10 protein-coding genes are annotated in these 12,708 nt (G+C 62.3%); 8 read left to right on the top strand and 2 right to left on the bottom strand.

The features are described from left to right. Positions 1-246 precede the first annotated feature (246 nt). Positions 247-507: a hypothetical protein gene (locus M5B96_RS04085; RefSeq protein ID WP_248795218.1), complete on the top strand. Its 261-nt coding sequence runs from the start codon at positions 247-249 to the stop codon at positions 505-507. Between the two features lie 226 nt (positions 508-733). On the opposite strand, the gene M5B96_RS04080 is transcribed toward M5B96_RS04085, so the two are convergent. Together M5B96_RS04080 and M5B96_RS04075 are read right to left on the bottom strand one after the other, a co-directional pair. Next, on the bottom strand, positions 734-1,837 hold the full coding sequence (locus M5B96_RS04080; protein ID WP_248795216.1) for a GlxA family transcriptional regulator: 1,104 nt from the start codon (positions 1,835-1,837) through the stop codon (positions 734-736). Positions 1,838-2,341: 504 nt separating this feature from the next. Then, entirely contained in the window at positions 2,342-3,718 is a 1,377-nt protein-coding gene (locus M5B96_RS04075; protein ID WP_248795214.1) for an L-serine ammonia-lyase, read from the bottom strand. 440 nt (positions 3,719-4,158) lie between these two features. On the opposite strand from M5B96_RS04075, the gene M5B96_RS04070 reads away from it, so the two are divergent. The 7 genes from M5B96_RS04070 (at position 4,159) to M5B96_RS04040 (ending at position 12,487) form a co-directional block, all read left to right on the top strand. Further along, positions 4,159-5,106, top strand: a complete 948-nt coding sequence (locus M5B96_RS04070; protein ID WP_248795213.1) for a choline ABC transporter substrate-binding protein — start codon at positions 4,159-4,161, stop codon at positions 5,104-5,106. A gap of 69 nt (positions 5,107-5,175) precedes the next feature. Then, positions 5,176-6,021 carry a choline ABC transporter permease subunit gene (gene choW, locus M5B96_RS04065; protein ID WP_191489520.1) on the top strand — a complete coding sequence of 282 codons (846 nt, stop codon included), beginning with the start codon at positions 5,176-5,178 and terminating at the stop codon, positions 6,019-6,021. Further along, complete coding sequence (gene choV / locus M5B96_RS04060; RefSeq protein WP_248795212.1) at positions 6,018-7,196, top strand: choline ABC transporter ATP-binding protein; 1,179 nt, start codon at positions 6,018-6,020, stop codon at positions 7,194-7,196. Before choW ends, choV begins: the two co-directional genes overlap by 4 nt. 213 nt (positions 7,197-7,409) lie before the next feature. Further along, positions 7,410-8,030: a transcriptional regulator BetI gene (gene betI, locus M5B96_RS04055; protein WP_248795211.1), complete on the top strand. Its 621-nt coding sequence runs from the start codon at positions 7,410-7,412 to the stop codon at positions 8,028-8,030. A gap of 81 nt (positions 8,031-8,111) precedes the next feature. Beyond that, on the top strand, positions 8,112-9,584 hold the full coding sequence (betB, locus tag M5B96_RS04050) for a betaine-aldehyde dehydrogenase (RefSeq protein ID WP_248795210.1): 1,473 nt from the start codon (positions 8,112-8,114) through the stop codon (positions 9,582-9,584). Positions 9,585-9,797: 213 nt separating this feature from the next. Next, a complete protein-coding gene (gene betA / locus M5B96_RS04045; protein WP_248795209.1) occupies positions 9,798-11,501 on the top strand; it encodes a choline dehydrogenase in 1,704 nt (567 codons plus the stop codon). A gap of 290 nt (positions 11,502-11,791) precedes the next feature. Next, complete coding sequence (locus M5B96_RS04040; RefSeq protein ID WP_248795208.1) at positions 11,792-12,487, top strand: RraA family protein; 696 nt, start codon at positions 11,792-11,794, stop codon at positions 12,485-12,487. Positions 12,488-12,708 lie beyond the last annotated feature (221 nt).

Below are 12,708 nucleotides of genomic sequence, written 5' to 3'. Positions count from 1 at the left end.
AAAAAAACCCCGATCAAGCCGTGACAGGATCGGGGTGAGAGAGTGTGTCCACAGAAACCCGGACCGAGGGTGACCAAACCGTCGACAGGTCTACTGGTACCCAGTGTGCTCGCTTGCCCTACCGGCGAGTTAGCCGAAAACGACCTGTTCATAGGTATCAGAGCCACTCGGGCAATCGGCTCTTGCCGACACCGCGCAGGGCTACCAGAATCGAAACACGACCACATCGGAACAAGGACCAGCGCCATGATGTACGCGGATCTGATTGACCAGGAAGACCTGTTGGGCCAACTCAAATCCCTCGGCCTGCAAGTGCCGAGCGGGGCCACCGCCGAGCAGGCCTGCGAATGTGCCGTACGCGGCCTCGACGACACCCGGGCCTATGAGCTGCGCAAGATGGTCAAGGACATGTACACCAGCAGCGCGACGATCCTGCCGGCGGTGCGCCAGGCGATCGACAAGCAGTTGTTGCCGGCATTGGCGCAGTACCAGCAGACGCGGCCCTGACAGAAAAAACACAAGACCGTGGCGAGTGGGCTTGCCCACGCTGGGGTGCGAAGCGCCCCTAAAACCGGCAAACCCGCTCTGTCAGTCAGATCGCGATGGCAGGTTTTGCGGCTGCTACGCAGCCGAGCGCGGGCAAGCCCGCTCGCCACAAGACCGTGCTCGGGTTCAAATTACATGAATAGGTATTAGGGCGGCCGCCAAACCGGGCCGCCCCAAGCAACCGGGCTTACAGCCTCACACTGGCAAACGTCGACTCATTACGCGCCTGGCTCAACGCCGACATCGGCCCGGACAACGGCGCCAATACCAACGCCTGCGGAATCGGCATCATCGCTACCTGCTGCGTGGTGTTGGAACCGACGCGCTCGTCACGTGGCGGAATACCGAAGTACTCGCGATAGCACTTGGAGAAGTGCGGCGTCGAAACAAACCCGCACACCGACGCCACTTCGATGATCGACATCGGCGTCTGCTTGAGCAACTGCCGCGCCCGGATCAGGCGCAGCTTCAGGTAGTAGCGCGACGGCGAACAGTGCAGGTATTTCTGGAACAAGCGCTCCAGCTGTCGACGGGACACGGCGACATACACCGCCAGTTCGTCCAGATCGATCGGTTCTTCCAGGTTGGCCTCCATCAGCGCGACGATTTCCTGCAACTTCGGCTGGTTGGTGCCGAGCATGTGCTTGAGCGGCACACGCTGGTGATCCTGCTCATTGCGGATACGCTCGTAGACAAACATCTCCGAGATCGCCGCCGACAATTCACGGCCATGGTCACGGCTGATCAGGTGCAGCATCATGTCCAGCGGCGCGGTGCCGCCGGAGCTGGTGAAGCGGTTGCGGTCGAGGGTGAACAGGCGGGTGCTCATGGCCACGCGCGGGAAGGCTTCCTGCATCGCCGCCAGGCACTCCCAATGCACGCTGCAATCGAAGCCGTCGAGCAACCCGGCACAGGCCAGGGCCCAACTGCCGGTGCACACGGCGCCGAGGCGGCGCGACTGACGCGCCTGGCTCTGCAACCAGGACACATGCTCGCGTGTGACGGTGCGTTGAATGCCGATACCGCCACAGACAATCACGGTGTCCATCGCGGGCGCTTTGTGCATGGAGGCGTCAGGCGTGATCTGCAGGCCGTCGCTGGCCCAGACCTGCCCGCCGTCGACGCTCAGGGTCGTCCAGCGATACAGCTCGCGACCGGACAACTGGTTGGCCATGCGTAGGGGTTCTACGGCGGAGGCCAGGGAAATGAGCGTGAAATTATCCAGCAGCAGGAAGCCGATGGATTGAGGCGCACGGTTCTGGGGTTGAGCCCCGGACTGGAACGACGTCATCGCGATATCTCCTCACACAAAGCGGGTGATGGCCTCAGGCGGAGGCTCTTGTTATGGCCCTCATTCTCTTGCAGAGAGGGGCTTTGATATCGACAGAGCAATTGCCGTGCCGAAAGTTGAATGGGTATTCAATAACTCCTGAAAACGACATCCAGATGTGTCTATATAGCCCCTGCCACGAGTGCGGGTTATAAGCCGTGGGGAAGCTCTGCAGACGCCCTGGCCAGGTGCCTTGAGCACTTCGGTAGCACTTGTGTGCCGGGCGCTGGGCAGCTCCGGGAAGGAGTGTCACCGCAAGCACAGTCGACCGGCGGTAACGGAGTAAACGCAGGTCGTTGCGAAGGACCGCCAGTTATCTGTTTGCGACGCGCCAAAAGGTGGCGCGGCATGGGGTGAATGGGCGATTTGTGCACAGGTTTTATTCTGCGTCGCCTGGACGGACGCCTTCGCTGCGGTGCGGAGCTTGCCCGCGAAGAGGCCGGCACAATCAGTACATCTTCCGGATCAGCACTCCACGGCACTGACCGCCAACCCACCCCGCGAAGTCTCTTTATACTTGTCATGCATATCGGCGCCGGTATCGCGCATGGTGCGGATCACCCGGTCCAGGGAAATGAAGTGCTGGCCATCGCCACGCAAGGCCATCTGCGCCGCGTTGATCGCTTTCACCGCGGCAATCGCATTACGCTCGATGCACGGCACCTGCACCAACCCGCCGACCGGATCGCAGGTCAGCCCGAGGTTGTGTTCCAGGCCGATTTCCGCCGCGTTGCACAATTGCTCCGGCGTCGCTCCGAGCACCTGCGCCAAACCCGCCGCCGCCATGGCGCAGGCCGAGCCCACTTCGCCCTGGCAACCGACCTCGGCCCCCGAGATCGAGGCGTTCTTCTTGCACAGGATGCCCACCGCCGCCGCCGCGAGGAAATAGTCGACGACATTGGCGTCGGTTACCACCTCGCTGAACTTCATGAAGTAATGCAGCACCGCCGGGATAATCCCCGCCGCGCCATTGGTCGGCGCCGTGACCATGCGCCCGCCCGCCGCGTTCTCTTCGTTGACCGCCAGGGCGAACAGGTTCACCCACTCCATCGCGCTCAGGGTCGAGCCGATGACATTGGGTTTGTTCAGTTCCTGCAGGCTACGGTGCAACTTGGCCGCGCGCCGACGCACATTCAGGCCGCCAGGCAGGATGCCCTCGTGCTTGAGGCCCTGTTCGACGCAATCCTGCATGGCACGCCAGAGCTTCATCAGGCCGCTGCGGATCTCGTCTTCGCCCCGCCAGACCTTTTCATTGGCCAGCATCAACTCGGCAACGCTCAGGCCATGCCGCTGGCACAACTCGAGCAATTCCACCGCACTGGAAAAATCATACGGCAGCACCGTGCGGTCCATGTCCGCCACGCCGCTTTCCGCCTGGGCCTGGTCGACAACAAAACCACCGCCCACCGAATAGTAGGTATCGCGATGCAACTCGCCAGCTGCGTCTTCGGCCACCAGGGTCATGGCGTTGGGATGGAAGGCCAGGTTCTCGTCGATCAGGCGCATGTCCCGTGCCCAGACGAACGGAATCGCCAGGCGGTTGTCCAGCAACAAGGTGTCGGTTTCACGCAAGGTGGCGATGCGCAGGCCGATCTGCGACGGATCGATCGCGTCCGGCCATTCGCCCATCAGGCCCATGATTACCGCGTTGTCGCTGCCGTGGCCGATGCCAGTAGCCGACAGCGAACCGTAGAGCTGCACCTCGACCCGCGTCACCCGCTCGAGCTCGCCGCGCTCACGCAGCCCCTGGACGAACAACGCCGCGGCGCGCATGGGCCCCACGGTGTGGGAACTGGAGGGACCGATACCGATCTTGAACAGGTCAAACACACTGATTGCCATTGTTGCGAAGTCCTCTGAGTGCCTGTTCCAGACGCCTGAGCGTCCGGTGGCGGAGCTGCTACGCTCAAGGATCGCAATCCGCCGGGATAAAACATCATCAGCCTTTTGACAGCCCCCGCGACGTCTCACACCGACGCACCCATGTCCAGTAACGCCAGCGTCCGCGCACAGGTAATTTCCGGCGTTTTTTTGCGGCGCAGAGGGGAAAAAAGGCCGGAAAAAAGCTGTAAACGACCTCACCGACACTGGAAGCGACCCTCCCTGTACTGGATACGACGCACCCTGTAGGCGACAGATTTAGGCTGGTACATGATCAGTCTCGACTCGATTGCAAGGCACCGGGGTAGAGCCGTCCTCAGCGCCTACAACCGCAACACAATAACTAAGAGCGATCGTCCAGTCGGACCACTGCCAAAAATAAACACCCAGGAGTCCACCCCATGAAAGGTTCCCCGTCGTTGTTGTTGGCCGCCATGCTGAGTCTGCCGATGCTGGCCCAGGCCGCAGAGCCGGCACAGTGCAGTACCGTTAACTTCTCTGATGTCGGTTGGACGGACATCACCGCCACCACGGCAACCACCAGCGTGGTACTCGACGCCCTGGGCTACAAGACCAAGACCACGATGATTTCCGTGCCGGTGACCTACAAGTCCCTGGCCGACGGCAAGAACATGGACGTATTCCTCGGCAACTGGATGCCGACCATGGAAAACGACATCAAGGCCTACCGCGATGCCGGCACCGTGGAAACCGTGCGCACCAACCTCAAGGGCGCCAAGTACACCCTCGCCGTCCCTCAAGCGCTGTACGACAAGGGCCTGCATGACTTCGCCGATATCGCCAAGTTCAAGAAGGAACTGGACGGCAAGATCTACGGCATCGAACCAGGCAACGACGGCAACCGCCTGATCCAGAGCATGATCGACAAGAACGCCTTCGGTCTGAAAGACGCCGGCTTCAAAGTCGTCGAATCCAGCGAAGCCGGCATGCTCTCGCAAGTCGACCGCGCACAGAAACGCGACACCGCCGTGGTCTTCCTGGGCTGGGCGCCGCACCCGATGAACAAGCGTTTCAAGATCCAGTACCTGACCGGCGGCGACGACTACTTCGGCCCGGACTTCGGCGCCGCGACCGTCCTGACCAACACCCGCAAGGGCTACACCCAGGAATGCAGCAACGTCGGCCAACTGCTGAAGAACCTCGAGTTCACCGTCGACATGGAAAGCTCGCTGATGGGCAACATCCTCGACGACAAGATGAAGCCTGAAGCCGCGGCCAAGGCGTGGTTGAAGAAGAACCCACAGGTGTTGACCACCTGGCTGGCGGGCGTGACCACCATTGACGGTAAACCAGGCCTGGAAGCCGTGAAAGCCAAGCTCGCGCAATAACCGCCAGGTCCGGGCGGGTTCGCCCGCCTGGACCGGCATTTATTTCCCCGCATGTGGACGTTCAATACCATGCTGACTGAACATAAAATCCCCCTGGGCCAGTACATCGCGGCGTTCGTCGAATGGTTGACGAAGCACGGTGCCAACTACTTCGATTTCATCGCCTCGACGCTGGAAGCGATGATCCACGGCGTGACGTTCGCGCTGGCCTGGTTCAATCCGCTGGCATTGATCGCGCTGATCGCGGCGATCGCCCACCTGATCCAGCGCAAATGGGGGCTGACCGCCTTCGTGATTGCCTCCTTCCTGCTGATCCTCAACCTGGGGTACTGGCAGGAAACCATGGAAACCCTGGCCCAGGTGATGTTCGCCACCCTGGTCTGCGTGGTCATCGGCGTGCCGCTGGGCATCGTCGCCGCGCACAAGCCGATGTTCTACACCCTGATGCGTCCGGTCCTCGACCTGATGCAGACCGTACCGACCTTCGTGTACCTCATTCCAACCCTGACCCTGTTCGGTCTGGGTGTAGTCCCCGGTCTGATCTCCACGGTGGTGTTCGCGATTGCCGCGCCCATCCGCCTGACTTACCTGGGTATCCAGGATGTACCGCAAGAACTGCTGGACGCCGGCAAGGCCTTTGGCTGCTCGCGCCGTCAACTGCTCTCACGGATTGAACTGCCCCACGCCATGCCGAGCATCGCCGCCGGTGTCACCCAGTGCATCATGCTGTCGTTGTCGATGGTGGTGATCGCCGCACTGGTAGGTGCCGATGGCTTGGGCAAACCCGTGGTCAACGCACTGAACACCGCTGATATCGCCCTCGGCTTCGAAGCCGGCCTGGCGATCGTATTGCTGGCAATCATGCTCGACCGTATCTGCAAACAACCCGACGCACAGGTAAGGGGTGACGCATGAGCATCATTCGCTTCGACAAGGTAGACGTCATCTTCTCCAAGAACCCGCGAGAGGCCCTCGCGTTGCTGGACAAAGGCCTCAAGCGTGAAGAAATCCTGAAAAAGACCGGACAGATCGTTGGCGTGGAGAACGCCAGCCTGGAAATCGAAAAAGGCGAGATCTGCGTACTGATGGGGCTCTCCGGCTCCGGCAAATCCAGCCTGCTGCGCTGCATCAACGGCTTGAACACGGTCAGCCGCGGCCACTTGTTCGTCGAGCATGAAGGACGGCAGATCGACATCGCCAACTGCACCGACGCCGAACTGAAGATGATGCGCACCAAGCGTATCGCCATGGTGTTCCAGAAGTTCGCCCTGATGCCCTGGCTGACGGTGCGCGAGAACATCAGCTTCGGCCTGGAGATGCAGGGCCGTCCAGAGAAGGAACGCCGCCAGCTGGTGGACGAGAAGCTGCAACTGGTGGGCCTGGAACAATGGCGCAACAAGAAGCCCGACGAACTGTCCGGCGGCATGCAACAACGCGTGGGCCTGGCCCGCGCCCTGGCGATGGACGCCGACATTCTGTTGATGGACGAACCTTTTTCGGCCCTCGACCCCCTGATCCGCCAAGGCTTGCAGGATGAACTGCTCGACCTGCAACGCAAGCTGCACAAGACCATCGTGTTCGTCAGCCACGACCTGGATGAGGCCCTGAAGCTGGGCAGTCGCATCGCTATCATGAAAGACGGGCGAATCATCCAGTACAGCAAGCCGGAAGACATCGTGCTCAACCCGGCGGACGAATACGTGCGCACCTTCGTCGCCCACACCAATCCGCTCAACGTGCTCTGCGGGCGCAGCCTGATGCGTACCCTGGACAACTGCAAGCGGGTCAACGGTTCGGTGTGCATCGACCCGGGCGGCGATTCGTGGATCGACCTGGCCGAAGGCAACACCATCAAGGGGGCGCGCCAGAACGGTGCCAGCCTGAACCTGCAAAGCTGGGTGCAGGGGCAAGCGGTGGAAGCCCTGGGGCGCACGCCGACGCTGGTGGACTCGAACATCGGTATGCGCGATGCGTTGCAGATCCGCTACCAGACCGGCCACAAGCTGGTCCTGCATGACAACAACAAGGTGGTGGGGATTCTCGGCGACAGCGAGCTGTATCACGCGCTGTTGGGCAAGAACCTCGGTTGAGACACCTGTAAGGACGCCGCGAGCGCATCGCGGCGTCTCTGTTTTCGGAATGTCGTTTTACCACTGACTGCAGGGGGGAAGAGCCACCGGATAACGGTGATTCGGCTTGACCCCGGTTTTTTGTTAATTGAACGTTCAATCAAAACAAAATAGACTGGTCCCCATACCGGTAGCCGCTTCCTGGCTACCAGCAGGTCTGAGGAGAGGTGCACGATGCCCAAGGTCGGTATGCAGCCCATACGCCGCCAGCAATTGATCGCCGCCACGTTGACGGCGGTCGACCAGGTCGGGATGGCGGATGCCAGCATTGCGTTGATCGCCCGCTTGGCCGGGGTTTCGAATGGCATCATCAGCCACTACTTTCAGGACAAGAATGGCCTGATCGCCGCCACGATGCGCTACCTGATGAATGTCTTGATCGAGAACGTCGCCGCGCGCCGCCGGGTGCTGACAGACGACAGCCCCAGGGCGCATCTACAGGTGATTATCGAAGGCAACTTCGATGCCAGCCAGGTCAATGGCCCGGCGATGAAAACCTGGTTGGCCTTCTGGGCCACCAGCATGCACCACCCGTCTTTGCACAGGTTGCAGCGGATCAACGATCACCGTCTGTATTCCAACCTGTGTTGCCAGTTCCGCCGCGTCCTGCCGCTGCCCGCAGCACGCAGCGCGGCACGTGGACTGGCCGCGTTGATCGATGGTTTGTGGTTGCGCGGCGCGCTGTCGGGAGACGCTTTCGACACCCAGCAAGCACAACGTATCGCTTATGAATACATGGATTTCCAACTGGCAAAACAGGTGTGCATAAGCGGCCAAGAACGCTTCGGCACCTGAACGATCGCGGACTCGGGTTGCCCCGGCTACAGGGCTCCCGCTCCAAGGTCAGCCAACCCACACTGCACTTGCGAGGACACTATGGCCCGTTTCGAACTGCAAAAACTCTACATCGACGGCGGTTACTCCGACGCCAGCGGCGATGCCACTTTCGATGCCATCAACCCGGCTAACGGTGAAGTGCTCGCCACAGTGCAGCGTGCGACCAAAGAAGACGTCGAGCGCGCCGTGGTCAGTGCCGAAAAGGGCCAGAAAATCTGGGCCGCAATGACCGCCATGGAGCGTTCGCGGATCCTGCGGCGCGCCGTCGACATCCTCCGTGAACGCAACGACGAACTGGCCGCCCTGGAAACCCTCGATACCGGCAAGGCTTACTCCGAGACCCGTTACGTCGACATCGTCACCGGTGCCGATGTGCTGGAATACTACGCCGGCCTGGTGCCCGCCATCGAAGGCGAGCAGATCCCGCTGCGCACCACCTCGTTCGTCTACACCCGTCGCGAACCACTGGGCGTGGTCGCCGGGATCGGCGCGTGGAACTACCCGATCCAGATCGCCCTGTGGAAATCCGCACCGGCCCTGGCCGCCGGCAACGCGATGATCTTCAAGCCCAGCGAAGTCACTTCGCTGACCACCCTGAAACTGGCCGAGATCTACACCGCGGCCGGCGTGCCGGACGGCGTGTTCAACGTCCTGACCGGCAGCGGCCGTGAAGTCGGCACCTGGCTGACCGAACACCCGCGCATCGAGAAAGTCTCCTTCACCGGCGGCACCGACACCGGCAAGAAGGTCATGGCCAGCGCCTCCAGCTCATCGCTCAAGGACGTGACCATGGAACTGGGCGGCAAGTCGCCGCTGATCATTTTCGACGATGCCGACCTCGACCGCGCCGCCGACACCGCGATGATGGCCAACTTCTACAGCTCCGGCCAGGTCTGCACCAACGGCACCCGCGTGTTCGTCCCGAGCCGGCTGAAGGCCGCCTTCGAAGCCAAGATCGTCGAGCGCGTGGCACGGATCCGCGTCGGTAACCCGCAAGACGAGAACACCAACTTCGGCCCGCTGGTCAGCTTCGCCCATATGGAGAGCGTGCTCGGCTACATCGCCAAGGGCAAGGAAGAAGGCGCGCGCCTGCTGTGCGGTGGCGAACGCCTGACCGCCGGTGACTTCGCCAAGGGCGCTTTCGTCGCCCCGACGGTGTTCACCGACTGCAGCGATGACATGACCATCGTCCGTGAAGAAATCTTCGGCCCGGTGATGAGCATCCTCAGCTACGAAACCGAGGAAGAAGTGATCCGCCGCGCCAACGACACCGAGTTCGGCCTGGCCGCCGGTGTGGTCACCCGCGACCTGAACCGCGCCCACCGGGTGATTCATCAACTGGAAGCCGGTATCTGCTGGATCAACGCCTGGGGCGAGTCCGACGCCAAGATGCCGGTCGGCGGATACAAGCAGTCGGGTGTCGGGCGTGAAAACGGCATCAGCTCGCTGAACAACTTCACCCGGATCAAATCGGTACAGGTCGAGTTGGGTGAATACAACTCGGTGTTCTAAGCCAACACGGAGCCTGCGGTTGGGCCAATCGTGGCGAGGGGGCTTGCCCCCGTTGGGCCGCGAAGCGGCCCCAAACCCGGGCTCCGCGTTGCCTCAGACAGAACACGGTCGCTGACTTTGCGACTGCCGCGCAGCCGAACGGGGGTAAACCCCTTCGCCACATTTGAATCGCATCGGCCTGCGCCCGACCCACCTCAACGAGGGCTGCATTTCATGTCCCAAGAATTCGATTACATCATCATCGGTGCCGGCTCCGCCGGTAACACCCTGGCCACCCGCCTGACCGAAGACGCCGGTGTCAGCGTCCTGCTGCTCGAAGCCGGCGGTCCCGATTACCGCTTCGACTTCCGCACCCAGATGCCCGCGGCCCTGGCTTTCCCGCTGCAGGGCCGGCGCTACAACTGGGCCTATGAAACCGACCCGGAACCGCATATGGACGGGCGCCGCATGGAGTGCGGACGCGGCAAGGGCCTCGGCGGCTCCTCGCTGATCAACGGCATGTGCTACATCCGCGGCAACGCCATGGACTACGACGGCTGGGCCAAGCTGCCAGGCCTGGAAGACTGGGCCTATCTCGACTGCCTGCCGTATTTCCGCAAGGCCGAAACCCGTGACATCGGTCCCAACGACTACCACGGCGGCGAAGGCCCGGTCAGCGTGACCACACCCAAGGCCGGCAACAATCCACTGTTCCACGCCATGGTCGAAGCCGGCGTGCAGGCCGGTTACCCGCGTACCGTCGACCTCAACGGCTACCAGCAGGAAGGCTTCGGTCCGATGGACCGCACCGTGACGCCCAAGGGCCGTCGTGCCAGCACCGCCCGCGGTTACCTGGACATCGCCAAGCAGCGCTCGACCCTGACCATCGTCACCCACGCCCTGACCGACAAGATCCTCTTCGAAGGCAAGCGTGCGGTCGGCGTGCGTTACCTGCTGGGCTCGGCCGAAGAGCCGGTCGAAGTCCGCGCGCGCAAGGAAGTCCTGCTGTGCAGCGGTGCCATTGCCTCGCCGCAGATCCTCCAGCGCTCCGGCGTCGGCCCGGCCAAGCTCCTGCAAAGCCTGGACATCCCCGTGGTCCACGACCTGCCGGGCGTCGGTGAAAACCTCCAGGACCACCTGGAGCTGTACCTGCAATACGCCTGCACCCAGCCGGTCTCGCTGTACCCCTCGCTGCTGTGGTGGAACCAGCCGGCCATCGGTGCCGAATGGCTGTTCAACGGCACCGGCATCGGCGCCAGCAACCAGTTCGAAGCCGGCGGTTTCATCCGCACCCGCCCGGAATTCGAATGGCCGAACATCCAGTACCATTTCCTGCCGGTGGCGATCAACTACAACGGCAGCAATGGCGTGAAGGAGCATGGTTTCCAGGCACACATGGGCTCCATGCGCTCACCGAGCCGCGGTCGGGTGCAGGCCAAGTCCAAGGACCCGCGCCAGCACCCGAGCATCCTGTTCAACTACATGGCCACCGAGCAGGACTGGCAGGAGTTCCGCGACGGCATCCGCCTGACCCGGGAAATCATGCAGCAACCGGCCCTGGATATTTACCGTGGTCGTGAAATCAGCCCGGGCATCGAAGTGCAGACCGACGAGCAACTGGACCAGTTTGTCCGCGAGCACGCCGAGACCGCGTTCCACCCGTCGTGCTCGTGCAAGATGGGCAGCGACGAGATGGCGGTGGTCGACGGTCAGGGTCGGGTGCATGGCATGCAGGGCCTGCGGGTGGTCGATGCGTCGATCATGCCGATCATCACCACCGGCAACCTGAATGCGCCGACGATCATGATCGCCGAGAAAATCGCCGACAAGATCCGTGGCCGCCAGCCCCTGCCACGCAGCAAGGCCGACTATTACGTGGCGGGCGACGCGCCGGTGCGCGGCAAGCCGCTGCGTGAAGTGAGTCGTACCGCGCAGTAACCCGCCAGCCCCCTGCCACCACTCGTTGTGGCCAGGGGGCAATCCCCAATGCCGCTCAGCTCAAGATATTTGAAGTAGAACGCGATCTTGTGGCGAGCGGGCTTGCCCGCTTGCCACAAGGTAGGTTATCTCCGTACCAAACCCTCCACTTCGGCCACACAACGTAAACAATCCCCACACTGCCCCGCCCTTGCTCCTACCCACCGCGCAGGCCTAAGCTAATGGCGCGCAAACGTTTCACCCCGCCCCAATTCGACACGCCGCCACATTGCTGGCCACGAGGCTTTCCCATGTTTGATGTCGTATCTTCGAGCAAATGGCCCACCGGCTACCTGATCAACCCGAACCCTGAACCACTCGATCCAAAATGGCTGAAGGAGTTCAGCAAGATCCCGGCCGCCGCGGTCAGCGATTGCCTCGGTCGTAACGTCGGCGGCCTGGGCCTGCGACCGTTCCACGGCAACACCCCGATGCTTGGCAATGCCCTGACCGTGCGTGTGCGTCCGGGCGATAACCTGATGATCCTCAAGGCCATGCAGATGGCCCGTCCAGGCGATGTGCTGGTGATCGACGGCAGCGCCGACCTGACCCGCGCCGTGTTCGGCGGCATCATGCGCGCCATGGCCCTCAAGGCCGGGATCGTCGGCGTGGTGATCAACGGCGCGCTGCGCGACCTCGACGAATGGCAGACCGGCGAACTGCCGGCCTATGCCATCGGTGGTGTGCACCGTGGCCCGAGCACCGACGGCGGTGGCGAGATCAACGTACCGATTTCCTGTGCCGGCATGCTGGTCACCCCGGGCGACCTGATGATCGGCGACGGTGACGGCGTCGTTGCCGCGGCCCGCGCCGAACTGCCGGAGTTGCTGGTGCGCTGCCATGACCTGCTGGCGCGGGAAAAAGCCACCCTCGCGGCGATTGAAGCAGGCACCCTGGACCCGGACCGCTTCGACGCGATCCTGCGCGCCAAGGGCTGCCCGCTCTAAGGTCAAAAGCCTCAAGAGCTTCGCGGCGCTGCGGCGATCCGACAAGCCCTGCTCCTACAGGGTGGCGGACACAACTTCTGTGAACGACAAAAAACTGTAGGAGCAGGGCTTGCCCGGGAAGAGGCCCTCAAGACCGCCAGAGTCCTCGCCGGTAAGCCAGGCTACAGAGTCACAGCGCTAGTAAAATCGCCTTTTCCTGACAGACTGGCATTGGGGGCGTC

It is taken from the genome of Pseudomonas sp. MWU13-2105, from assembly GCF_023242315.1.
In the GTDB taxonomy this organism is placed as follows: domain Bacteria; phylum Pseudomonadota; class Gammaproteobacteria; order Pseudomonadales; family Pseudomonadaceae; genus Aquipseudomonas.
The sequence above is the reverse complement of the archived record's forward strand: the minus strand, read 5'-3'. Positions and strand labels throughout refer to the sequence as shown.

Coding starts and splice junctions, on each gene's coding strand:
- M5B96_RS04085 (WP_248795218.1), top strand. CDS start 247: ATGATGTACGCGGATCTGATTGACCAGGAAGACCTGTTGGGCCAACTC.
- M5B96_RS04080 (WP_248795216.1), bottom strand. CDS start 1,837: ATGACGTCGTTCCAGTCCGGGGCTCAACCCCAGAACCGTGCGCCTCAA.
- M5B96_RS04075 (WP_248795214.1), bottom strand. CDS start 3,718: ATGGCAATCAGTGTGTTTGACCTGTTCAAGATCGGTATCGGTCCCTCC.
- M5B96_RS04070 (WP_248795213.1), top strand. CDS start 4,159: ATGAAAGGTTCCCCGTCGTTGTTGTTGGCCGCCATGCTGAGTCTGCCG.
- choW (WP_191489520.1), top strand. CDS start 5,176: ATGCTGACTGAACATAAAATCCCCCTGGGCCAGTACATCGCGGCGTTC.
- choV (WP_248795212.1), top strand. CDS start 6,018: ATGAGCATCATTCGCTTCGACAAGGTAGACGTCATCTTCTCCAAGAAC.
- betI (WP_248795211.1), top strand. CDS start 7,410: ATGCCCAAGGTCGGTATGCAGCCCATACGCCGCCAGCAATTGATCGCC.
- betB (WP_248795210.1), top strand. CDS start 8,112: ATGGCCCGTTTCGAACTGCAAAAACTCTACATCGACGGCGGTTACTCC.
- betA (WP_248795209.1), top strand. CDS start 9,798: ATGTCCCAAGAATTCGATTACATCATCATCGGTGCCGGCTCCGCCGGT.
- M5B96_RS04040 (WP_248795208.1), top strand. CDS start 11,792: ATGTTTGATGTCGTATCTTCGAGCAAATGGCCCACCGGCTACCTGATC.